General features: G+C 75.4%; 20 protein-coding genes. 11 read left to right on the top strand and 9 right to left on the bottom strand.

What is annotated here, in order from left to right; all coding sequences use genetic code 11:
• Positions 1–16 precede the first annotated feature (16 nt).
• Positions 17–1681, top strand: a complete 1665-nt coding sequence (locus ACQPXD_RS20310; RefSeq protein ID WP_432840725.1) for a hypothetical protein — start codon at positions 17–19, stop codon at positions 1679–1681.
• Positions 1682–1744: 63 nt separating this feature from the next.
• Positions 1745–2656 (top strand): NAD(P)H-binding protein, encoded by a 912-nt coding sequence (locus ACQPXD_RS20315; RefSeq protein WP_432840727.1) that lies wholly within the window; start codon positions 1745–1747, stop codon positions 2654–2656.
• Here the strand turns inward: ACQPXD_RS20315 and ACQPXD_RS20320 are convergent.
• Genes ACQPXD_RS20320 through ACQPXD_RS20330 form a run of 3 tightly spaced genes read right to left on the bottom strand, consistent with a single transcriptional unit; the run spans position 2640 to position 4549 of the window.
• The gene (locus ACQPXD_RS20320) at positions 2640–3167 is read right to left on the bottom strand and encodes an N-acetyltransferase family protein (protein ID WP_432840729.1); all 528 of its coding nucleotides are present in this window, start codon (positions 3165–3167) and stop codon (positions 2640–2642) included. The two genes, ACQPXD_RS20315 and ACQPXD_RS20320, sit on opposite strands and share 17 nt — an antisense overlap.
• 49 nt (positions 3168–3216) lie before the next feature.
• Entirely contained in the window at positions 3217–3534 is a 318-nt protein-coding gene (locus ACQPXD_RS20325) for a ribosomal protein L7/L12 (RefSeq protein WP_432840731.1), read from the bottom strand.
• Between the two features lie 28 nt (positions 3535–3562).
• Entirely contained in the window at positions 3563–4549 is a 987-nt protein-coding gene (locus tag ACQPXD_RS20330) for an aldo/keto reductase (protein ID WP_432840733.1), read from the bottom strand.
• Between the two features lie 102 nt (positions 4550–4651).
• Here ACQPXD_RS20330 and ACQPXD_RS20335 point away from each other — a divergent pair, with 102 nt between their 5' ends.
• From ACQPXD_RS20335 to ACQPXD_RS20350, 4 genes are all read left to right on the top strand, one after another.
• The gene (locus tag ACQPXD_RS20335; protein ID WP_432840735.1) at positions 4652–5464 is read left to right on the top strand and encodes a helix-turn-helix transcriptional regulator; all 813 of its coding nucleotides are present in this window, start codon (positions 4652–4654) and stop codon (positions 5462–5464) included.
• A gap of 117 nt (positions 5465–5581) precedes the next feature.
• Positions 5582–5977, top strand: a complete 396-nt coding sequence (locus ACQPXD_RS20340; RefSeq protein WP_432840737.1) for a hypothetical protein — start codon at positions 5582–5584, stop codon at positions 5975–5977.
• Positions 5978–6101: 124 nt separating this feature from the next.
• Positions 6102–6983 carry a helix-turn-helix domain-containing protein gene (locus tag ACQPXD_RS20345; RefSeq protein ID WP_432840739.1) on the top strand — a complete coding sequence of 294 codons (882 nt, stop codon included), beginning with the start codon at positions 6102–6104 and terminating at the stop codon, positions 6981–6983.
• Positions 6984–7094: 111 nt separating this feature from the next.
• Positions 7095–8048 carry an undecaprenyl-diphosphate phosphatase gene (locus tag ACQPXD_RS20350; protein WP_432840741.1) on the top strand — a complete coding sequence of 318 codons (954 nt, stop codon included), beginning with the start codon at positions 7095–7097 and terminating at the stop codon, positions 8046–8048.
• A gap of 32 nt (positions 8049–8080) precedes the next feature.
• Here ACQPXD_RS20350 and ACQPXD_RS20355 read toward each other — a convergent pair whose 3' ends face one another.
• The 3 genes from ACQPXD_RS20355 to ACQPXD_RS20365 are packed head-to-tail and all read right to left on the bottom strand — an operon-like array spanning position 8081 to position 11191.
• Positions 8081–8926: a PIG-L deacetylase family protein gene (locus ACQPXD_RS20355; RefSeq protein WP_432840743.1), complete on the bottom strand. Its 846-nt coding sequence runs from the start codon at positions 8924–8926 to the stop codon at positions 8081–8083.
• Complete coding sequence (locus ACQPXD_RS20360) at positions 8923–10083, bottom strand: glycosyltransferase family 4 protein (protein WP_432840745.1); 1161 nt, start codon at positions 10081–10083, stop codon at positions 8923–8925. The genes ACQPXD_RS20355 and ACQPXD_RS20360 overlap by 4 nt, the downstream gene beginning before the upstream one ends.
• Positions 10061–11191: a lysylphosphatidylglycerol synthase transmembrane domain-containing protein gene (locus ACQPXD_RS20365; RefSeq protein ID WP_432840747.1), complete on the bottom strand. Its 1131-nt coding sequence runs from the start codon at positions 11189–11191 to the stop codon at positions 10061–10063. The genes ACQPXD_RS20360 and ACQPXD_RS20365 overlap by 23 nt, the downstream gene beginning before the upstream one ends.
• Before the next feature lie 117 nt (positions 11192–11308).
• On the opposite strand from ACQPXD_RS20365, the gene ACQPXD_RS20370 reads away from it, so the two are divergent.
• Positions 11309–11998: a response regulator transcription factor gene (locus ACQPXD_RS20370; protein WP_432840749.1), complete on the top strand. Its 690-nt coding sequence runs from the start codon at positions 11309–11311 to the stop codon at positions 11996–11998.
• On the top strand, positions 11995–13374 hold the full coding sequence (locus ACQPXD_RS20375; RefSeq protein WP_432840751.1) for a sensor histidine kinase: 1380 nt from the start codon (positions 11995–11997) through the stop codon (positions 13372–13374). The genes ACQPXD_RS20370 and ACQPXD_RS20375 overlap by 4 nt, the downstream gene beginning before the upstream one ends.
• Here ACQPXD_RS20375 and ACQPXD_RS20380 read toward each other — a convergent pair.
• On the bottom strand, positions 13355–14860 hold the full coding sequence (locus tag ACQPXD_RS20380; RefSeq protein WP_432840753.1) for a tannase/feruloyl esterase family alpha/beta hydrolase: 1506 nt from the start codon (positions 14858–14860) through the stop codon (positions 13355–13357). The two genes, ACQPXD_RS20375 and ACQPXD_RS20380, sit on opposite strands and share 20 nt — an antisense overlap.
• Before the next feature lie 145 nt (positions 14861–15005).
• Positions 15006–17174, bottom strand: coding sequence for an MMPL family transporter (locus ACQPXD_RS20385; RefSeq protein WP_432840755.1), 2169 nt, complete (start codon positions 17172–17174; stop codon positions 15006–15008).
• A gap of 136 nt (positions 17175–17310) precedes the next feature.
• Here ACQPXD_RS20385 and ACQPXD_RS20390 point away from each other — a divergent pair, with 136 nt between their 5' ends.
• Genes ACQPXD_RS20390 through galE form a run of 3 tightly spaced genes read left to right on the top strand, consistent with a single transcriptional unit; the run spans position 17311 to position 19960 of the window.
• On the top strand, positions 17311–18312 hold the full coding sequence (locus tag ACQPXD_RS20390; protein ID WP_432840757.1) for an MGDG synthase family glycosyltransferase: 1002 nt from the start codon (positions 17311–17313) through the stop codon (positions 18310–18312).
• Positions 18309–19010 carry a polysaccharide deacetylase family protein gene (locus ACQPXD_RS20395; protein WP_432840759.1) on the top strand — a complete coding sequence of 234 codons (702 nt, stop codon included), beginning with the start codon at positions 18309–18311 and terminating at the stop codon, positions 19008–19010. The genes ACQPXD_RS20390 and ACQPXD_RS20395 overlap by 4 nt, the downstream gene beginning before the upstream one ends.
• Positions 19007–19960 (top strand): UDP-glucose 4-epimerase GalE, encoded by a 954-nt coding sequence (gene galE, locus ACQPXD_RS20400; protein WP_432840761.1) that lies wholly within the window; start codon positions 19007–19009, stop codon positions 19958–19960. The genes ACQPXD_RS20395 and galE overlap by 4 nt, the downstream gene beginning before the upstream one ends.
• Here galE and ACQPXD_RS20405 read toward each other — a convergent pair.
• A complete protein-coding gene (locus tag ACQPXD_RS20405) occupies positions 19955–21328 on the bottom strand; it encodes a sensor histidine kinase (RefSeq protein ID WP_432840763.1) in 1374 nt (457 codons plus the stop codon). The two genes, galE and ACQPXD_RS20405, sit on opposite strands and share 6 nt — an antisense overlap.
• Positions 21329–21395 lie beyond the last annotated feature (67 nt).

Below are 21395 nucleotides of genomic sequence, written 5' to 3' on the forward strand. Positions count from 1 at the left end.
GTTACACTCCCCGGTGATGGCCCGGCGCGCGGACGTCCTCGCGGTCGCGAGTTACGTGCTCGGGGCGGCCGCGCTGTGCGGGCGCCTGCTCGCGCACCCCGGGCAGCGCCTGCCCTACACACCCGGCGACCGCATCCTCGCCGAGTACTACCTCGCCTCCGCCGCGCGATCACTCGCCCAGCTCGGCAACCCGCTGCTCATCGACCGCCTGAACGCCCCCGCCGGGGTCAACGCGATGGCGAACACGACGATGTACGGCCTCGGGTTCCCGATGGCGCCGGTGACCTGGCTGTTCGGCCCCGGCGTCGGGTTCGACGTGCTGACCGTGCTGGCCCTGAGCGGTACCGCCGCCGCCTGGTATTGGCTCTTGTCCCGGCACGTCGTGGACTCCCGGCCGGCCGCCTGGGTGGGCGGGCTGGCCGGCGGCTTCGCGCCCAGCGTCGCCGGCCACGCCGCCTTCCACCCCAACCTCACCGCCCAGTTCCTCGTCCCCGTCATCGCGTGGCGGGTGGTGGCGATGTTCGGCTCCCGCCGCTTCGTGCGCGACGGGCTGGTCCTGGCCGCGCTCGCCGTGTGGCAGGCGTTCATCAACGAGGAGACGCTGCTCGTCACCGCGCTCGCGCTCGGCGTGTTCCTGCTGCTGTGGCGCGGCGTGCGTTGGGCGCCGATCCTGCCCGGCCTCGCCGTCGCCGCGGGCGCGTCGCTGGTGGTGCTCGCCTACCCGCTGTGGTGGCAGTTCGCCGGCACCGGCGCCTACCGCGGCGGGGAGCGGCAGATGACCACCTTCCACACCGACCTGCTCGGCGTCACCTCGTTCTCCCGCAACTCGGTCGCGGTCCGGTTCAGCGAGTTCCCGCCCGCCCCGGGCTTCTCCGCCGAGCAGCACGCGTATCTGGGCTGGCCGCTGGTGCTCGCGGTGGCCGGGTTCGCCGCCTGGCGGTGGCGGGACGCGCTGGTGCGCTCCCTGGCGGTCACCGGCGCGCTGTTTCTCGCGCTGTCGTTCGGTACCGAACTCACCGTGCGCGGCCGCCCCATCGGCGTTCCGGGGCCGTATGCGCCGCTCGCCCACCTGCCGCTGTTCGACACGCTCCTGCCGACCAGGCTCGGCGAGGCCGCCACCTGGGCCCTGGCGCCGATCGCCGCGCTCGCGGTGGCCGCCGCCCGCCTGCCGTCGCGCGTGCTGACCGCCGGGCTGGTCGCCGCGATCCTCGTGCCGGCCGCCCCGACGCCCACGCTGGTCTTCGACCGCCCGGCGGTGCCGGCATTCATCACCACCGGCGCCTGGCGCGGCTATGCGACCGCCGATGACGATTCGGTACTCGTGGTGCCGGCCCCCGACTTCGACCAGTGGACGGCGATGCAGTGGGCCGCGGCCACGGGCGCGGACCTGCGCCTGTCGGGCGGCTACTTCCTGGGCCCCGAGGGCGGCGTGACCGGCCGGCACGCGGTCGTCGGCCCGCCGCCGCGCTTCCTCGACACGCTGCTGCGCACGCCACCGCGGACGGTGAGCGCCGCCGACCGCGGCCGCGCCGCGGCCGACCTCGCCTACTGGCAGACCGCGATCGTGATCGCCGCCCCTGACCCGGCGTTCGCCGCGCAGCGCGACCTGCTGGACGCGCTGTTCGGCCCGGGCCGGCTCATCGGCGGCGTCTGGGTGTGGGACGTGCGGCAGCACCGCTGACCCGGCGAGGATGAAGGTCGCGCCCGCGCGCATGCCCCGGCCGTCGCGGGGAAGGCCGACGCCATGCCGATCCTCGTCACGGGCGCGGCCGGGAACGTCGGTGCGGTGGGCCGCACCGTCGTCGACCTGCTGCGCCGGCACGACCTGCCGGTCCGCGCGCTCGTCCACCACGACGACGACCGGGCCGACGCGCTGCGGGCCGCCGGCGCCGAGGTGGTCGTCGGCGACCTCACCCGCGGCGCCGACGTCGTCCGCGCCCTGGACGGCTGCCGGCGGGTGTACTTCGCGATGAGCGTCTCCGCCGCCTACCTGCAGGCCACCGCGACCGTGGCGGCCGCCGCCCGGGACCGCGGCGACCTCGAGGCCCTGGTCAACATGTCGCAGATGACGGTCTCGCAGATGACCCTGACCAGCACCGCGGAGTCGGGCCAGCACCGGCTGCAGTGGCTCGGCGAGCGGGTGCTGTCCTGGTCCGGCCTGCCGGTGGTGCAGATCCGCCCGACCGTCTTCCTGGAGAACCCGCTCTTCACCACCCTCGGCCTCGACTCGATCGCCCGCGACGGCACGATCCGCCTGCCGTTCGGCTCGGCCCGCACCTCGCCGGTCGCCGCCCGCGACGTCGCCGAGGTGGTGGCCGCCGTCCTGACCGACCCGGCGCCGCACCTCGGCGGGGTCTACGAGCTGACCGGCGCCCGCTCGCAGGACATGTACGCGATGGCGCACGAGCTCTCCGAGGCGCTGCCCCGCCCGGTGACGTACGTCGACGTGCCCTACGACCGCTGGCTGGAGGAGGACCTGCTGCCGCTCGGCCTGCCCGCCCACGTGTTCGAGCATTTGGCCATGATGGCGAGCCTGCACGCGGCCGGACGCTACGACCGGACCACCTACGACGTGGAGCGGCTCACCGGTCACCGCCCGACCAGCGTCGCCGAGTGGGCCCGGGGCGCCCACGCCGCGGTCAGCTCTCCGGGCTGACGTACACCCACAGGTCCAGCATCGTCTCGTCGTCCAGCGGCAGGTGCAGCTCACCCACCCGCCGCCAGCCCTCCGCCTCGTAGAGTGCCACCGCCGCGCGCAGCGCCTGACCGACGTCGAGCACCGCCCGCCGGCCGAGCCCCGGCGCCTGCCCGGCCGCGTGCCGCAGCAGCACCCGGCCCAGCCCGGACCGGCGCAGTTCCGGCGCGACGAACAGCCGGGCCAGCAGCGCCAGCCGCTCCAGCGGCAGCCCGGTCGCGTCCCGGGCCAGCTCGAGCGTCGGGTCCTCGGGCGGGGTGTGCAGCGCCACGTGCCCGACGACGGCCCCGTCGCGCTCCGCCACCCACGCCGCCGCCTCGTGCTCCGGCGTGAAGAAACCGGGCACCTCCCCGGCGGTGAGGTGCATCGGATACCCGTCGGTGGCGTGGACCCGCAGCAGCAGCTCGAGGCAGGCCGCCGCGTCGGCCTCGCCCTTGGGCCGGATCCGCACCGGCGCGTCCTGAGTCAGCACGCGCGGCATCGTATGGCCCGGACCCGATCAACGCGCACGAATTTCGAGGTCAGCCCAGGCCGCGCTGCTGGGCGAGCGCGTCGACGGCGTCCTTGGCCTCCTTCAGGCCGGCGCCGGTCGCCTCGCGGTACAGCTTGATCGCCTGGATCTTCCGCCCGGAGACCAGCTCCTGCAGTACCCCCGCGGGAACCTCCGGGCCGGGGTCGCGGATCTGCAGATGGTCCATGATCAGGTCCAGCTTGCGGTCGAGGACGGCCAGCCGGCGGGCCACCTCCCGGTCGGCGTCGCCCTGCCCGGCGCCGCGCACCAGCAGCGCGAACAGGCAGGCGAGCAGGACAACCGCCTCAACCCAGTCAATCCATCCCATGCCGCCATTGAACACAACACCCGCCAGTTCACTCCCGGCCCGCCGAGGCGAAGGTCATGTCGGCGTACCGGTCGCCGGCCACCGCCGCGGCGAGCGGTTCGAGCCGCGCCACCTCGTCGGCGCTCAGCCGGATGCCGGCGGCGGCCGCGTTCTCGGCGACGCGCTGCGGGCGGCGGCTGCCCGGGATCGGCACCACCGGCAGCCCGAAGGCGTCCTGGCGGCCGTGCAGCCAGGCGAGCGCGATCTGCGCCGTCGTGGCGCCACGGTCCGCCGCGATGTCCCGCAGGGGTACCAGAAGATCGTGGTTGGCGGCGTCGTTCCCGGCGGCGAAGCGCGGCATCCGCCGCCGGTAGTCGCCGGCCTCGAGCCCGCCCGCCGACGGCACGGCGCCGGCCAGCACGCCCCGCCCCAGCGGCGAGTAGGCGACCAGCGCCACCCCCAGCTCGGCGGCGGCCGGCACGACCCGCGCCTCGATGTCCCGGCTGAACAGCGACCACTCCGACTGCACGGCGGCGATCGGGTGCACCGCGTGCGCAGCCCGCAGCTCCCGCGCCGTCACCTCGGACAGCCCGAGGTGGCCGACCAGCCCGGCCGTGACCAGGTCCGCCATCGCGCCCACCGTGTCCTCGACGGGCACGGCGGTGTCGCGGCGGTGCAGGTAGTACACGTCGATCCGCTCGATGCCCAGGCGGCGCAGGCTGGCCTCGGCGAACCCGCGGATCGCGGCCGGGTCGTTGACGATGCCGCGGGCCCGGTCGGCCAGCCCGAACTTGGTGGCGATCACCACTTCGCCGCGGTGCGCGGCCAGGAACGGCGCGAGGAAGCGTTCGTTGGCGCCGTCGCCGTAGGAGTCGGCGGTGTCGAACAGGGTGATGCCGAGCTCCAGCGCCCGCTCCAGGGTGGCGCGGGCGGCGGCCTCGTCGGTGCTGCCGTAGTACGCGGTGCCGATCGCCATGGCGCCGAACCCCTGCCGCCCCACCGAGGGGCCGCCCGCGCCGAGCATCACGTTGTCCATGCCCCTACCGTCGCGCGCTCGCCCGGCGGCGGCCAGCGTCGCGCCGTTCATAGGCCTGGCAGTACCAGGCTCGTCCGCGCCGGCGGCCATATCCTGGGCAGGGTGAACGCGCTGAGTGACTTCCTGCGCTCCCGCCGCGCCCGGCTGACCCCGGCCGACGTCGGCCTGACGGGCGCCGGCCTCGGCCACCGCCGCGTCCCCGGCCTGCGCCGCGAGGAGGTCGCCGCCCTGGCCGGGGTCAGCACCGACTACTACGTCCGCCTGGAGCAGGGCCGCGGCGCGCACGTCTCCGACGCGGTGCTCGACGCGGTCGGCCGGGCGCTGCGCCTCGACGCCACCGAGCGGGCGTACCTGACCGATCTGGCCCGGCCGAAGCGCCCGGTCCGCCGCGCCTTCCGCGCGCCGCGCCCGGCCGTGCGCCGGCTCGTCGACGCCATCCCCGGCGCCCCGGCCATCCTCACCGACCACCGCATGGTCATCGTCGCGGCGAACCAGCTCGGCGCGGCGCTGTTCGGCCTCACCGGCGACCCGGCCACCCGCGACCGCGCCCGGGTGTTCTTCCTCGACCCGCGCGCCCGCGAGCTGTACCGCGACTGGGCCGCCGACGCGGAGACGGTCACGGCGTCGCTGCGGCTGCTGGTCGCCCGCTACCCGGACGACCCGTGGCTGACCACGCTCATCGGCGAGCTGAGCATCAAGAGCCCGCAGTTCCGCACGCTGTGGGGGCGCCACCGGGTGAAGCACAAGACCCACGGCGCGAAACGCCTGCGTCACCCGATCGCCGGCGACCTGGACCTGACCTACGAACGCCTGTCGATCGCCGGCGACGGCGACCACGCGCTGATCGTCTACCAGGCCGAGCCGGGCTCCCCGACCGCCGAGCGCCTTGCCCTGCTCGCCAGCTGGACCGCGTGACCAGGTGACGCGCGTCCCGCCGCGCGTTCGCCCTCGAATGTGACCACCGGGGCACCTCCTCGGACGCTTTGCTGATCCCTGCACGCCCGCCACTTTGGAAGTCAGGGAGAAATTGCAGTGTCACGACTTGTCCGGAGTCTACTGATCATCGCCGCCGGCGGTGTGGTAGGACTCTTCGTCGTCCCCAACGCCCTTTCGGCGGGGGCGGCGACCGCGCCGAACCAGATCTGGCCGTCCGCCACTGAGGGCGACATCTGGCACCACGAGACCCCGAATCCGCACCCGACGCTGACGCACACGACGCAGCCGCCGACGAAGCCTCCCACGACGCCTCCGACGCACCCTCCGACGAAGCCTCCGACGACCACGGCGAAGCCGAAGCCGTCCGAGACGGAGCTGCCGATCACGGGCGGCGCGACCGACGGCGTCATCGGCGGGCTGCTGCTGACCGGTCTCGCCACGGTCGCCGCCGGAACCGTGCTGGTGCGCGTCGCCCGTCGCCGGTCGTCCTGACGCCGGCCCGCGGGAGCCAGGCTACGTGTTGTGACCGGGCTCTCGCGGGGCCCCGTCGGCGGCTGGGAACGGCAGGGCCACCTTCGCGGCCCCGGCGCGGCGTGCCCGCCGGGATACTGGACGAGTGGTGCACAACGGCGAGCTCAAGGAATTCCTCCGCTCCCGCCGGGCCCGCCTGCGCCCGGAGGAGTTCGGCATCGCGGACACGGCCGGCGGCCGGCGGGTGCCGGGCCTGCGCCGGGAGGAGCTGGCCCGGCTGGCCGGGGTCAGCGTCGACTACTACGTCCGGCTGGAGCAGGGCCGCAGTCTCAACCCCTCCGCGGCGGTCCTCGACGCCATCGCCCGGGCCCTGCGCCTCGATGACGCCGAACGGGCCCACCTGTTCGACCTCGCCCGGCCGCCCGCCGTCCCCAGGCGTCCGCCGCGCCGCCCGCAGCGGGTGTCCACGGCGACGTACCAGCTGCTGGAGACCCTCGACCAGGCCGTCTCCCCGGCCCTCGTCCTGGGCCGGCGGATGGACGTCCTGGCGAGCAACCACACCGCCCGTGCGCTCATCGCCGACTTCAACGCGCTGCCGGCCCGCCGGCGCAACTACGCCCGGTTCGTCTTCCTCGACGACGCCGCCCGCGACCTGCACCCGGACTGGGCGTCGGTGGCCGCCGACACGGTCGCCGCGCTGCGCCTCGACGCCGGCCGTCACGCGGACGACCCGGAGCTGTCCGCACTGGTGGGGGAGCTGTCGGTGCACAGCGCCGAGTTCCGCCGGTGGTGGGCCGACCACGAGGTGCTGGCCCGCACCTCGGGCACGAAGCTCTACCGTCACCCGCTCGTCGGCGAGCTGACGCTGACCTACCAGGCGCTGAAGCCGCCCGAGGACCCCGACCAGACGGTGTTCGTCTACACCGCGCCGCCCGGCACGCCCGCCCACACGGCGCTGCGCCTGCTGGCCCAGTGGAGCACCGAGGCCGGCGAGCCCGACCCGGCGCGTGCCCGGCTATCGGGATGATCTCTCTCCCCCAGTTCCCCCCTCCACGGCACCGGGCCCGCCGCCGCGGGCCCGGTGCCGTTCCCCGCTTCTTGGCGTGCTCTCAGGATCGCGGGGCGAGGATGGCGCTCCATGCGGCTGCTGACCTATCCCGAGGCGATCGTCGTCGGCCTCCTGCAGGGCGTCACCGAGTTGTTCCCCGTCTCCAGCCTGGGCCACAGCGTCCTGCTGCCGGCGTTGATCGGCGGGCGCTGGGCCCGGGACCTGAGCGTCTCCGCGCCGGAGTCGCCCTACCTGGCCTTCGTCGTCGGCCTGCACGTGGCCACGGCGCTGGCCCTGTTGCTGTTCTTCTGGCGGGACTGGGTGCGGATCCTGGGCGGGTTCGTCTCGTCCGTCCGGTACCGCCGGATCGTGACCCCGGAGGAGCGCCTCGCCTGGATGATCGTGCTGGCCACCATCCCGGTCGGGATCAGCGGCCTGCTGCTGGAGCACACGTTCCGCACCGTGCTGGGCCGTCCTGCCCCGGCGGCGGCGTTCCTGGTGCTCAACGGCCTGATCCTGTTCGGGGCCGAGCGGCTGCGCCGGCGGGCGGCCCGCGACGCGCACGTTCGGGCCGCGGTGGCGGCCGCGATCGACGGGGCGGGCGGGGTGTACCGCGGCCGCAGCGTGCCGGACCGTACTCAGGGCGACCCGGACGAGCGCCTGGCCAGCGGCACGCTGTCCCGGGCCGTGCAGATCGGTTCGGCCCAGATCCTCGCGTTGCTGCCGGGCATCAGCCGCTCGGGCGCGACCATGGGCGCCGGCCTGCTCAAGGGCCTGTCCCACGAGGACGCGGCGCGTTTCTCGTTCCTGCTAGCCACCCCGGTCATCCTGGCCGCGGGCGTGCTGAAGCTGCCGGACCTGTTCGGGCCGCTCGGCGCCGGAATCCACGGTCAGGTCCTGGCCGGCAGCGTGGCCTCCTTCGCCGCCGCCTACCTGGCGGTGCGGTTCCTGACCAGGTACTTCGAGCACCGCACGCTGACCCCGTTCGCGATCTACAGCGTGGCCGCGGGACTGGCCGGCCTGGCCTGGCTCACGCTGCGGTGACGCCGGCCCCGACCGCCGCGGGACGCAGGGAGTCAGCGCAGGCTGGCGAAGATGTCCGCGGCGAACGGCGGCCCGGGGCGGCGGCCCGGTTCGACGTACCATTCGCGGCCGGCGACCGCGGCGAACACCGGTCCCGGCAGCCGGCCGAGCACGGCGAGCGTCCGCGGGCCCCGGCCGCCCTCGGCCTGGCTGGTGTGCGCGCGCAGCGCCGCCCGTTTCTGCCTGAGGTAGGGCCGCACGTCGACCACGTGGGTCAGTTCCGCGTGCGCGGTGAATGCCGTGCTCGCACCGGCCAGGGGCAGGTTCGGCAGGAGCCGGCCGGCGAGGCGCAGCAGCGCCAGCAGCACGCGCAGCGATCGGCGGTCGACCGTGGCCTCCAGCAGCACCGGCGTGCCGGCCAGCCGCGCGGCCAGCGCGCCGACGCGGTGCACCTGGACGTGGTCGGGATGGCCGTACCCCCCTCGCGGGTCGTAGCCGATGAGCACGTCGGCCTGCTCCTGCCGCAGGATGTCCGCCAGCCGCGCGGCGGGCTGCCGCGCCGGCGCATCGGCGAACCGCCGCGCCGTAACCCCGGCCGATGCCGGTTCGTAGTCGCCGTGCAGCCCGGAGTCGAGATAGCCGAGGGTTTCCACCCGGGCGCAGCCGAGCGCGGACGCCGCCGCGAGCAGTTCGGCGTGACGGCGGGCGGCGAGGGCGTCACCGGCCGGATCGGCCGCCAGGCCGGCCTGCCCGAGGGTGGCCACCACGAGGACGACCCGATGGCCCTCCGCGGCGAGGCGGGCGAGTGTCCCCCCGGTGAGGAGGGCCTCGTCGTCCGGGTGGGCGTGAAAGGCGACCACCGTGAAGCGCCGTTCGCCGGCCGGTCCGGTGCGCCTCATGCGGGACTGCCCAGCAGCTGACCGAGCCGGCCGCTGTGCCGCGCCGCGGCCGCGGCGTAGAGGGCGTCGGCGGTCTCGAGGACCGCCTGCCAGTGCACCCGGGGCGCGACGGCGCGGTTGTGGTGCGCGACCGCGGCCAGCCGGGCCGGGTCGTCGAGCAGCGCGGCGATCGTGGCTCGCAGGTCGCTGCCGGAGTGCACCAGCCAGCCCTCGACCCCGTCCTGGATGAAGTCCGCGACCCCGCTGCCGGCGCGGGCGATGACCGGCAGGCCGGCGCTGCGGGCCTCCAGCGCGGCGATCCCGAACGACTCCCGGGGCGCGGGGGCCAGGTACAGGTCCGACCGGGCCAGCACCGTCCGGATCGACGTGCGGTCCAGGGCTCCGGTCAGCCGGATCCCGGTGCCGGGGCCGGCGGCGGCGAGGTCGCGGCGCAGGCCCGGCAGCAGCGGGCCGTCACCGACGAGCACCGCCCGGAACCGCCCGGGATGGCCGCGCTGCAGCGCCAGCAGCGTGCGCAGCAGCTCGCGTGGTCGTTTCCGGCGGACCATGCGCATCACGCTGATGAGCGTCGGGACGTTGCCGGCGGGCCGGCGGCCGGGGGTCATCCAGTCTTCCGGGTCGATGCCGTTGGGCAGTACCGCCACCGGGGCGCCGTCCAGGGCGGCGCGGACGGCGCCGGCCGCCGCCGAACTGACCGCGGCCCAGGCGACGGGCCAGGCGGCCGCGGCGTGCCAGCGGGCGTAGCGGCGGACCAGCGGGACGATGTCGTGCCACATCGAGTGCACCGACACCACCGTCGGCAGCCCCTCGGCCGCCGCCACCCGCGCCGCCGTCCAGCCCAGCGGGGAGAAGGCGGAGACGTGCACGTGCACCGCCTCCACCCGCTGGGCGGCCAGCGACGCTCGCAGCGCGCGGTCGTGCATGGCGCGGTAGGGGCCGAATCCGACCGTGCGGGCCTGCCGGCCGAGGCGCAGCACCGGCGGCTCATCGAGGGCGCCGGGGCGCTCGGCGCCGCCCGGCGGGCGTGGCCCGTCGGTGGTGGTCAGCACGATCGGGTCGTGGCCGGCCGCCCGCTGACGCCCGGCCAGGTCCCGCACCTGCAGCTCGATACCGCCCAGGCGCGGCAGGTAGACGTCAGTGACATGGGCGATACGCACGGCTGGTGACCTCCAGGCTCGGGTGCTCGTCGCCGGCCTGGCTCGGGCGGCGGCGGATGGCGGTGCGGCGCGTGAACAGCCACGCGACGAGGGCGAGACCTCCCACGGGGATCTCGGCGAGGAAGACGAATGCCCGGTAGAGCAGCACGCCGGCCAGCGCCCGGCTCGGATCGGCGCCGAGGGAGATCAGCACCGCGATCGTCCCCGTCTCGACCAGGCCGGCGCCGCCGGGCGTGATCGCGGCCAGGGTCAGCAGTCGTTCCATGACCAGGCCGGCGAAGATCACCGGTACCGGCAGGCGCAGGCCGACCAGCATCGTGCACAGCCACAACAGCGCACCCTGCGACAGCCAGTAGCCGGCCATGCCCCCGCTCAGCGCCGCCCACCGGCGCCGGACCAGCCGGTCCGTGCCCGCCAGCAGCTCGGTGACCGTGGCCGTCCACCCGAGCACCGGTCGCGGTCCCCGGCGGCGCCCGCCCCGGCCGAGCAGCCGCTCGGCCAGGGTCACGACGCGCAGCAGCGGGCCGGCCCGTCCGGCGACCGCCGTCATCACCAGCGCTCCGGCGACGGCGCTCACCACCCCGCCCACCAGCCACAACGCGCTGTGCCGGCCCGGTGCGACAACGTCCCACAGCACGAGCGCGGCCACCGCGACCAGCGGCGTGAGCAGCTTCGCGATCAGATCCGACGCTTTGGACACGACGAAGAACCGGGCGAAATCCCGCCCGCTGTGCCCCCAGCTGCGGACCATGCCGAGGTTCAGCGCGGTTCCGGCAACCCCGCCCAGCGGCAGGACGTTGGCGACCGCGCTGCCCGACAGGTTCAGTGTCAGCGCCCGCCGATGCGACAATCCCGGCATCGCGGCGGTCAGCACCACCGTGTGCACGCAGAGGCCGGCGAACCACACCACGCCCAGCCCCACCAGCCACTGCCAGCGCAGCCCCGCGATCAGCTGCCAGGCCGACGACCACGACGCGCCTACCGACGACGCATGCAGGCCGGCCCACACCGCCACCGCGGCGCCGGCCGCCAGCAGGCCGATCCGGCGGACCCTGCCCGGCGACACACCGCCGACGGCGCCGCCGCGCCCCTGCCCACGCTGTCCCATCCGACCCTCCTGTGCCGCCCGGACCGCCAACGGTCGCAAACGGCAGCTGAATGGAAGCTGAACGGCCGGCCGGCCGAGGCAAGCGTCGTGCAAGGTCGCTGCGGGGATGCTTGGCGTATGCGAGTGCTCGTGGTCGAGGACGAACAGGCGATGGCCGAGTCCCTCGCGTGGGGGCTACAGGCCGAGGGCTACGTCGTGGACGTCGCCGACAACGGCGAGGACGGGCTGTGGAAGGCGGTCGAGACCACCCACGACGTGATCGTCCTCGACGTGATGCTGCCGCTGCTCGACGGCTACCAGGTGTGCCGGCGCCTGCGCGAACGCGGCGTGTGGACCCCGATCCTGATGCTCACCGCGATGGACGACGACCTCGACCACGCCGAAGGGCTCGACAGCGGCGCCGACGACTACCTGGCCAAACCGTTCTCCTATCCGGTCCTGCTCGCGCACCTGCGCGCCCTGACCCGCCGCGGGCTCGGCGCCCTCGCGGCCCGGCCGACGGTGCTCACCGCCGCGGGCCTCGCCCTCGACCCGGCCAGCCGTACCGTCTCGTCCGCGGACGGCGCGGTGCTGGACCTGAGCAGCCGGGAGGTCGCGGTGCTCGAGCATCTCCTGCGGCACAAGGGCCGCGTCGTGTCCAAGACCGAACTGCTGCGGCACTGCTGGGACCCGCACTTCGACGGCGGCCCGGCCGTGGTCGAGGTGCACGTGCACCGGCTGCGCCGCAAGATCGATCCCGCCGCCGGCCGGCCGGTGATCCAGACACTGCGCGGGGAGGGCTACCTGATCCCGGACGATGCCGGATGACCATTCGTCGCGCGCGGCTGTTCCGCCGTCCCGCCACCCTCCGGACCAGGGTCACGGTGATCGCCGGGCTGGCGCTGTCGGCCGCCATCGTGCTCGGGCTGGTGTTCATGTACCTGCTGCTGGTGCAGTCGGTGCATCGGACGATCGACCAGCAGCTGCGCACGTACGCCGACCAGGTCGCGCAGTCGGGCGCGTCCGGCCGATGGCCGGACCCGCTACCCGCGTCGCCGATCGACCCGAACGCTCAGGCGCAGGTCCTCGCCCCGGACGGCCACGTCCTGGCCTCCACCCGCATGCTGGCCGGGCTGCCGGCCGTGTACGCGCTGCCGGCCGGGACGAACACGCCGGTACGCCAGAAAGCCGCCGAAGGCGTGATCCCCGGCGAGGCCAGGGTCTTCGCCCAGCGGACCACCGTCGCGGGCCGGCCGGTCACCATCGTCACCGGCACCAACACCGAAGCGCTCGGCCAGGTCAGCGAGGCATCCAGGCGGCTGCTGCTCCTCGGCCTGCCCGGCATCGTGCTGGTGGCGGCCGGCACCGTCTGGCTGGTCGTCGGCCGCGCGCTGCGCCCGGTCGAGCGGATCCGGCACACCGTCACCGACATCACCGACATCACGTCGGCGGATCTTTCCCGGCGCGTGCCGGAGCCCGCGACGGCCGACGAGATCGGACACCTGGCACACACGATGAACGACATGCTCGCGCGGCTCGAGGACGCCGCCCGCCGCCAGCGGCGCTTCGTCGCCGACGCGTCGCACGAGCTGCGCAGCCCGCTGGCCGCGATCCGCACCACGCTGGAGGTCGGCCTCGCCCATCCCGGCACGGCGCCGTGGCCGGTCATCGCCGACCGGGCGATGCGGCAGGCGGCCCGGCTGCAGGGTCTCGTCGAAGCGCTGCTGGTCCTCGCGAAGGCCGACGAACGCCAGCTGGCCGCCCGACAGCAGCGGGTGGACCTGTCCGCCCTGCTGCACGAGGTGGCGGCCGACACCCACACGGCGGGCCTCGACCTGGCCGTCGAGGTGCCCGCCCGCACCGCCGTGACCGGGAACCCGGACCAGCTGCGGCGCCTGTTCGGCAACCTGGCCGAGAACGCGGCGCGCTACGCCCGGACCGGCATCGCCGTCACGGCCACGGTCGAGGCCGGCGTCGTGCGGGTCGACGTCGACGACGACGGTCCCGGCATCGCCGAGGCGGACCGGGAACGGGTCTTCGACCGGTTCGTGCGCCTGGACGACAGCCGCGGCCGGGGCAGCGGCAGCGCCGGACTCGGCCTGGCGATCGCGCGCGAGATCACCGTCGTGCACGGCGGCCACATCGAAATCGGCGCGAGCCCGGCCGGCGGCACCCGGGTGACGGTCACCCTGCCGCCGGCGTAGTGCCGATGCCGATCGGCGGGCGGTGCGCGCCGGTACCGGCCGGCAGCGTACCGGGTGCGCGGCCGTGTTCGACCCAGTCCACGAGCGCGGCGAGCGGGTCCGTGGGCGCGGGTCCGGCGCCACCCGCGCAGTGACCGGCGCCCGGGGCGAGGAAGACGCGGAAGAACCGGTCGGTGGCCGCGGCACCGCCCATGGTGGCCTCGACGCGGCGGCGGTAGTCGACCGTACCCTGCGGGAAGACGGCCTGATCCGCGAGGCCGTGCCAGGTGATCATCTTGCCGCCGGCGGCGCGGAAGCCGGACAGGTCGGGATCGTCGGAGCCGATCACGGCGCTGTAGCGGGCCAGGGACTCGGCGAACAGCCGCTCGAACCCGGCGTAGCCGATGGTGGAGAGGTCGAAGCCGGGCCGCCGGTACAGGAAGTAGCGGATCCAGTCCGCCGCGACGGGAAACGGCGCGCCGCGCCGGGCCCGGAACGGGGGCTTGGTCGTGCCGGCCAGCCAGGTGAAGGGGGCGCCGGGCAGCAGGCCGTACCAGAGCCTCCGGCCGGTGCCGGTCGTGGGGCCGGCCCAGATCCGGCGGACGATGCCGGCGACCACCGGGGTGATGCGGACCGACCGGCCATGGCAATGCACGGTCGTGCCGACGAGCCGGCCGGGGTCGAATCGGCAGGTCTCGGGGCGGCCGATGACACCGTCGACGGCTCCGTCGTCGCCGTCGCAGGCGGCGATCGCGGCGCGGTCGAAGGCGGCGAACTCGCACGCCGCCGGATAGACGCCCGCCTCGTGCATGACGACCTGCGGCCAGAACTGGGCGAGGGTGAGGCGGTTCCAGGAGATGGCGGGTGCGGCCGCGAGGATGCCGTCGAAGTCGCCGGGGTAGCGCTGGGCCTCCACGAGGCCCTGCCGGCCGCCGGTGGAGCAGCCGGTGAAGTACGAGTAGGCGGGCGGCCTGCCGTAGAACCGGGTGGTCAGCCGCTCGCCGATCCGGCTCATGTCGTGCACCGAGCGGTAGGCGAAGTTGGCCAGCAACCCCTCGTCGATTGTCCGGTCCCGGCGCAGCGCCCAGATCGGCGCGCCGGAGCGGGACGTCGGTACCCCGGCGTCGGTGGACGCCGCCGCGTAACCCCGCCGGACCGCCGGAGCGAGTGCGCGCTCGAACGCACCGGCGGCGAACGCCCCGCCGCCGGTGGCCTGGAAGCGGCCGTTCCACGCCGTTCGCGGCAGCCACATTTCGAGCCGGACCCGGTCGCCGGCCGGCGGGTGGCTCAGGATGACCGTGACGGCGCAGAGCGCCGGAACGCCGGTGACCGCGGGCCGGCCGGCCGCGGACATGGACACGATCCGCACCCCCGGCAGCCGCGGCTCGGGCAGGCGCCGGCAGGACGCCGCGCCACGGTCGCCGAGCAGCGCGACGCCGACCAGCGCGGACGCTGCCAGTGCCACCGGGAGCACGAATGCGCCGACGGCGGCCAGCGGGCTTCTCATCGCCGCTCCTGAAAGCCGGATGCCTGCCGCCGATCCCGGCGGCCGTGGGGCGGATCTGCGCGATGTGCCGGATCGCATACCCGCGTGGCGGCGAAACTCACGCCGGGCGGCGCACCGGCCGGCGGCCCGGCCGGTGCGCCGGCAATCAGGCCTCCCCGACCGTGGCCAGGACGTTCTCGTCCCGTGCGGGCGACGCCGCCGGCGGCGGGCCGCTCTTCGGCAGGCGCAGCAACCGGGCCGTCCACGCGGGCATCCACCAGTTCGCCGCGCCGAACAGCGACACCAGCGCCGGCAGCAGCAGCATCCGTACCACCACCGCGTCGAGCAGCACGCCCGCGGCCAGGCCGGCGGCGATCTCCCGCACCGTGATGTCGTCGGCCATCGACAGCGATCCCAGGGCGAGGCACAGGATCAGCGCCGCGCTGGTCACCAGCCGCCCGGTGCGGGACAGGCCCTCGACGATCGAGCCGGGGGTGGAGCCGGTGCGTTCGTAGGCCTCGCGCACGCGGGACAGGATGAACACCTCGTAGTCCATGGATACGCCGAACAGGAACCCGAAGATCAGCACGGGGGCCATCTTGTCGATCGATCCGTAGGTGTTGCTGCCCCACAGCAGTCGCATGCCGATGCCGTGCTGGAAGACCAGGACCAGCAGGCCGTAGGACGCCGCGACCGACAGCGCGTTGAGCAGTACCGCCTTCAACGGCAGCAGGATCGAGCGCAGGCCGCGGGCCAGCAGGACGAACGTCACGAGCGCCACGACGGCGAACAGCAGCGGGAACGACCCGTAGGTTGAGTTGACCTGGTCGACGTCGACCGCTCCCTCGCCGCCGACCATCGCCTCGCGCGGCACCGTGCGCCGGATGTCGTCCAGCGAGGTGCCGCCCTGCGAGCTGCCCACCTCGTGCTGCGGAATCACGACGACCAGGGCGGTGCCGTCGCGGGTCCACGCCGGGGCGGTCGAGGTGACCGCGCCGCGCACGCTGGACACCGAGTCCAGCGCGGCGGCGACCCCGGGTGCGTCCGCCGCGTCCAGCAGGTAGACGGGCACCGTGGTCAGGGTTCCGCCGGGGAACCCGTCGGCCTGCAGCGCGTGCAGCCCGTCGGTGGCCGGGCCGCCGCCGGCCAGCGCGGTGCTGGCCGGGCCGGCGACGGTGATCGTCGAGGCGACGCCGGCCAGGCCGGCCAGGATGCCGAGCCCGAGCACGGCCGCCGCGACCCGGTGCCGGATGACCTGCCTCGTCCACGCGGTCCAGAAACGGCTGGCCCGGCCCGACGAGCGCCGGCGCGGCCGGTCCAGCCGCGGGCCGGCCGCCGACAGCACCACCGGGAGCAGGGTCAGCGCGACCAGCGTCGCGGTGGACGGGATGAACAGGCCCGAGATGCCGATGCCGCGCACGACCGAATTGGGGATGACGGTCAGCGCGAACAGCCCGAGCGACGCGGTCAGCCCGCTGAACCACACCGCGTGCCCGGCCCGCACCATCGCCGAGCGCACCGCGTCGTCGTTGGACTTGCCGGCCGCGCGCTCCTCGCGCCACCGGTTGACCACCAGCAGCGAGAAGTCGATGGACAGGCCGAGCCCGAGCAGCGCGACGATGTACTGCACCGCCGGGTGCAGCGGCTGCGACGACGGCATCAGATACGACAGGCCGTAGACCAGCAGCTGCATGGTCAGGACCGACACCAGCGCCATGATGATCGGCAGGAGCGCCAGGAACGAGCCGAACACCCACGCCAGCACGATGAGCGCGCCGAGGACGCCGATGGCCAGCTCGCTCAGCACGGTGGAGTTGCCCTGCCGCGCGGGCTTGCCGTCCTCCAGGGCCTTGAGGCTCGTGCCGTGCACCGTCAGGTCCGGCGCCGCGGCCCGGGCCGCCCCGGTCAGCGCGCTCACCGCGTCGGCGTCGACGTCGGCGCCGTTTGCCGGCGGATAGACCAGCACGACCGTGCTGCGCCCGCCCGACCCGACGAGGGTCTGGCTGCCGGTCGCGGCGAACGACAGCGTCCGCACCGGCGGCGTGGCCTTGGCCAGTGCGGCGTCGACCGCCAGCAGCCGCGCCGGCATCCCGGCCGACGTGACCGTCGTGCCGGCCGGCAGGTCGAGCACGATCACGCCCGGGTTCGACCCGGCTCCCGCGTACTGCTTGCCGATCTGCTCGTTGGCGATCACCGCCGGGCTGTTCACGGTGCCGCCGCCCACCAGGCGGCCCGAGACCGACGGCGCCACCACGAGGCCCACCGCCGTGATCGCCAGCCACAGCAACCCGACCATGAGCCGGTGCCGGGTGACCCAGGTACTGAGCCGTTCCACGACGCCCTCCTTCGACATCCGGAGCTTCTGCCGGAGCAGGACGCTACGAGCGGCCGCCTTTCCGGACGCTTTCACCGACCTCGGGCAGGCGTGACGTTCAGGGTTCTTTCAGGGTCGGCGCACCACGATCTCGCGCATGAACCAGCGCATGGTGGTGATCTCGGCAAGCTTCGGGGCCGGGCATGACGGCGCGGCGGACGAGATCATCCGGCGGCTGAGCGGGCGGGGCATCGCTCTGCGGCGGTACGACTTCGTCGACCTGCTGCCGCGGCGGGCCGGGCGGATGCTGCGCGCGCTGTACCGGCGGCAGCTCACCGCGGCGCCGCGGACGTGGGGCTGGCTGCTCGGGCTGGCCGGCGGCGCCGCGGCGGGGTTCGCCGCCCGGCTGACCGCGATGGCCGACGCGGCCGTACTGGCGGCCGTGGGCGGGGACGCCGACGCGGTGCTGTCCACCTATCCGCTGGCCAGCCAGGTGCTCGGCCGGCTGCGCGCGCAGGGGCGGCTGGCCGCGCCGGTGTACACGTACCTCACCGACCTGTCCGTGCACCCGCTGTGGGTGGCCGGTGGCGTGGACGTACACCTGGCGCTGCATGACGACGCCGCGCGGCAGGCCAAGGAGCTCGGCGCCGCCGACGTGCGGGTCGTCGCGCCGGCCGTGTCGCCGCGCTTCGCCCCCGCGCCGGCGCCGGCCGGGTTCCCGCGGGCGCTGGTGGTCGGCGGCGCGTGGGGGGTCGGGGAACTGGAGCGGGCCGCCGCCGACATCGCGGCGACCGGGCTGGCCCGGCCGGTGGTGGTGTGCGGGCGCAACGAGGGGCTGCGCCGGCGGATCGAGCGGGCCGGGCACGGTGACGCGCTCGGATGGGTCGCCGACATGCCCGGGCTCATGCGGTACAGCCACGTGATCGTGCAAAACGCGGGCGGGCTGTCGTCGCTGGAGGCGCTCGAGGCGGGGCGGCCGGTCGTGACCTACCGCTGCCTGGCCGGTCACGGACGCACCAACGCCGAGGTGCTGGACCGCATCGGGTGGGTGCCGTGGATCCGGGACCGGGCCGGGCTCGCCGCGGGGCTGCGCGCCGCGCTGAACGGGCCCGGGCGCTACACGCCCGCGGCCCAGCGGCTCGAGGACGTGCTGTCGTGAGCCACGTCGACGCCGGTGACGTGGTGCTGGCCGTGCCGGTGCTCGCCACGCTGACCCCGCTGCGCCGGGCGGTGCTGCCGGACCTGGCCGGCATCGGCGCGGCCGGCCACGTGGCGCTCACCTTCGACGACGGGCCCGACCGCCGCTCCACGCCACAGTTTCTCGACCTGCTCGCCGAGCACGGCGTGCGGGCCACGTTCTTCCTGCTCGGCTCGATGCTGCGGCAGGATCCGCAGCTCGGCCGGGAACTGGTCGCGGCCGGCCACGAGGTCGCGGTGCACGGCTTTCACCACCGGATGCTGCTGCGCCGCCGGGCCGCGGCCACGCACGACGACATCGAGCGCGCCCGCGACCTGGTCGCGACCGCCACCGGCGCCGTGCCGCGCTGGTACCGCCCGCCCTACGGCGTGCTGACCACCGCCGGGCTGCGCGCCTGCGGCCGGCTCGGCCTGTCGCCGGTGCTGTGGACCGCCTGGGGCCGCGACTGGGAGGCCGGCGCGACCCCGGACTCGATCCTGCGCACGGTCACCCGGCCGCTCGTCGGCGGTGGCACGGTCCTGCTGCACGACAGCGACTGCACGTCCGCCCCCGGCTCGTGGCGGCGCACCCTCGCGGCGCTGCCGGGGCTCATCGCCTGGGCCGGCGAGCGCCGGTTGACGCTCGGCCCGCTGCGCGAGCACGCGGTGGTGGTGCGATGAGGTGGCTGGTGACCGGCGGCGCCGGGTACATCGGCGCGCACGTCACGGCGGCGCTGCAGGCGGCCGGTGCGGGCGTGGCGGTCCTCGACGACCTCTCCACCGGCGACCCGCGCCGCGTGCCGGCCGGCGTCCCGCTGCTGGTCGGCGACGCCGGTGACCCCGCGACCGTCCGGGCGGCGCTGCGCCGGCACCGGGTCGGCGGGGTCATGCACCTGGCGGGCAGCAAGTCCGTGCCGGAGTCGTGGCAAAGGCCGCAGTGGTACTTCCGGCAGAACGTCACCGTCGTCACCACCGTGCTCGATGCGATGGCGGAGACGGGCGTGTCCCGTATCGTGCTGTCCTCCTCGGCGGCGGTGTACGGCACGCCGGGCACCTCGCTGGTGAGCGAGGACGCGCCGACCGGCCCGCTGAACCCGTACGGGCACAGCAAGCTGCTCGCCGAGCGCGCGGTCGCCGCCGCCGGGGTGTCGTGGATCGCGCTGCGCTACTTCAACGCCGTCGGCGCCGCCGCCGCGCACCTCGGCGACCGCGGCGGCGGCAACCTGCTGCCGCGGGTGTTCCGCGCCGCCCTCACCGGCGAGCCGCTCGTGGTCACCGGCGGGGCGCTGCCGACCCGGGACGGCACCGGCGTGCGCGACTACGTCCACGTCGCCGACCTCGCCGCCGCGCACCTGGCGGCCGCGGCCGCGGTGAGCTCCGGGCGGCTGGGCCGGGTGTACAACGCGGGCACCGGCCGCGGCCACTCGGTCCTCGACGTGATCGCGGCCGTGGAACGGGCCTGCGGCACCCCGGTGCCCTACCGCCTCGGCCCGCCGCGCCCCGGCGATCCGGCCGAGGTCGTGGCCGCCGTCGGCCGGATCCGGGCCGAGCTGCGCTGGCGGGCCCGGCGCACGCTCGACGGCGCGGTCCGCTCCGCCTGGCTGGCCGAACGCCTGGCTTTCACGTCATAGCGGCAGGTGGACGCTCAGCAGCGCTCCGCCGCCGGGGGCCTCGCCGAGGGTGAGCGTGCCGCCGTGGGCGGCGACGATGTCGCGGGCGATGGGCAGCCCGAGCCCGGTGCCGCCGGCCCGCCGGGAGCGGTCCTCGTCGAGGCGGACGAACCGGTCGAAGACGCGGTCCCGGTCCGCCGCCGCGATGCCGGGGCCGTCGTCGGCGACCGTGAGCTCGGCCGTGCCGTCGCCGGCGGCCAGGCGCACCGCGACCGTGCCGCGGGCGTGCCGGGCGGCGTTGTCGAGCAGGTTGCGCAGCGCCCGCTGCAGATGATGCGGATCCCCGGTGACCCGCACCGGCGCGATGCGGGTGTCGAGGTGCAGGTCGGGCCGTTCGGCGACGAGCCGGTCCCGTTCGGCGTAGACGATGTCGTCGAGGTCGACGTCCTCGTGGCGCAGCCGCAGGCCGGACTCGTCGACGCGGGCCAGCAGCAGCAGGTCGGCGATGAGCCGGCCCATCCGGCCGCTCTCGCCGCGCAGCCGGGCGATGTGCGCGGCGGCGGCCGGTGGCAGGTCGCCGGCGGCGAGCAGGTCGAGGCCCACGTGGATGGTGGCCAGCGGGCTGCGCAGCTCGTGGCTGGCGTCGGCGACGAACCGGTGCTGCGCGGCCGTGGCGGACTCGATCCGGTCCAGCATGGTGTTCATCGTGGCGGCGAGGGCGGCGATCTCGTCCGCGGCGGGCCCGACCGGCAGCCGGGCGTGCAGGTTCCGGGCGGTGATGGTGTCGGCCTGGCGGCGCATCGCCTCGACCGGGCGCAGGCCGCGGCCGACGAAGAGGAACGTCGCCGCGCCGGTGACGAGGGTCAGGACGGGCAGCCCGACGGCGAGGGCGCCGAGCGTCGCCTCGGTGCCTTCGGTGACCTCGTCGACGGCCTGCCCGACGAGCACGGTGCGTGGCCCGTCGGGGGTGGTGACACCGACGGCGGCGATGCGGAAGCCCTCGCCGTGGGCGGCGGCGAGGCGGCGTTGCTCCCACCAGGTCTGCCCGGCCGGGGGCCGCAGCGGCGATATCGGCGCGGCGCCGCCGATCCCGGCCGACGCGCCGACGACCCGGCCGTCCGGGTCGACCACCTGCACCACCGTGCGGTCGCGGGGCGACGGGCGCAGGACGGTGGCGAGGCCGGCCCCGCCGTCGCCGAGCGCGGCGGCGACCTGCGCGGCGCGCTCCCCGGTCGACTGGTCGACGTTCTGCATCAGGATCAGCCGGGCCGCCACGACGAGGGTGATCCCGCTGAGGACGGAGGCGCCCGCGACGACGGCCGCCGCCGCGAGCGCGGAGCGCATCCGTACCCCGAGCGGTTTCCGCAGGTGCCGAAGCATGCTGAGCATGCCGTGAACCTAGCGCGGCCGGGCTGAACCGGCGCTGAAGTCGCGTTCAGCCGTCCTTCAGCGTCGC

This window comes from Dactylosporangium sp. CA-092794 (assembly GCF_050948465.1).
Lineage (GTDB): Bacteria > Actinomycetota > Actinomycetes > Mycobacteriales > Micromonosporaceae > Dactylosporangium.

Excerpts from the sequence above, each read along its gene's own strand:
- ACQPXD_RS20330 (WP_432840733.1), bottom strand. The coding sequence starts at position 4,549 with ATGGACAACGTGATGCTCGGCGCGGGCGGCCCCTCGGTGGGGCGGCAG.
- ACQPXD_RS20380 (WP_432840753.1), bottom strand. The coding sequence starts at position 14,860 with ATGAGAAGCCCGCTGGCCGCCGTCGGCGCATTCGTGCTCCCGGTGGCA.
- ACQPXD_RS20325 (WP_432840731.1), bottom strand. The coding sequence starts at position 3,534 with ATGGGATGGATTGACTGGGTTGAGGCGGTTGTCCTGCTCGCCTGCCTG.
- ACQPXD_RS20350 (WP_432840741.1), top strand. The coding sequence starts at position 7,095 with ATGCGGCTGCTGACCTATCCCGAGGCGATCGTCGTCGGCCTCCTGCAG.
- ACQPXD_RS20390 (WP_432840757.1), top strand. The coding sequence starts at position 17,311 with ATGAACCAGCGCATGGTGGTGATCTCGGCAAGCTTCGGGGCCGGGCAT.
- ACQPXD_RS20355 (WP_432840743.1), bottom strand. The coding sequence starts at position 8,926 with ATGAGGCGCACCGGACCGGCCGGCGAACGGCGCTTCACGGTGGTCGCC.
- ACQPXD_RS20375 (WP_432840751.1), top strand. The coding sequence starts at position 11,995 with ATGACCATTCGTCGCGCGCGGCTGTTCCGCCGTCCCGCCACCCTCCGG.
- ACQPXD_RS20310 (WP_432840725.1), top strand. The coding sequence starts at position 17 with ATGGCCCGGCGCGCGGACGTCCTCGCGGTCGCGAGTTACGTGCTCGGG.
- galE (WP_432840761.1), top strand. The coding sequence starts at position 19,007 with ATGAGGTGGCTGGTGACCGGCGGCGCCGGGTACATCGGCGCGCACGTC.
- ACQPXD_RS20365 (WP_432840747.1), bottom strand. The coding sequence starts at position 11,191 with ATGGGACAGCGTGGGCAGGGGCGCGGCGGCGCCGTCGGCGGTGTGTCG.
- ACQPXD_RS20315 (WP_432840727.1), top strand. The coding sequence starts at position 1,745 with ATGCCGATCCTCGTCACGGGCGCGGCCGGGAACGTCGGTGCGGTGGGC.
- ACQPXD_RS20370 (WP_432840749.1), top strand. The coding sequence starts at position 11,309 with ATGCGAGTGCTCGTGGTCGAGGACGAACAGGCGATGGCCGAGTCCCTC.
- ACQPXD_RS20405 (WP_432840763.1), bottom strand. The coding sequence starts at position 21,328 with ATGCTCAGCATGCTTCGGCACCTGCGGAAACCGCTCGGGGTACGGATG.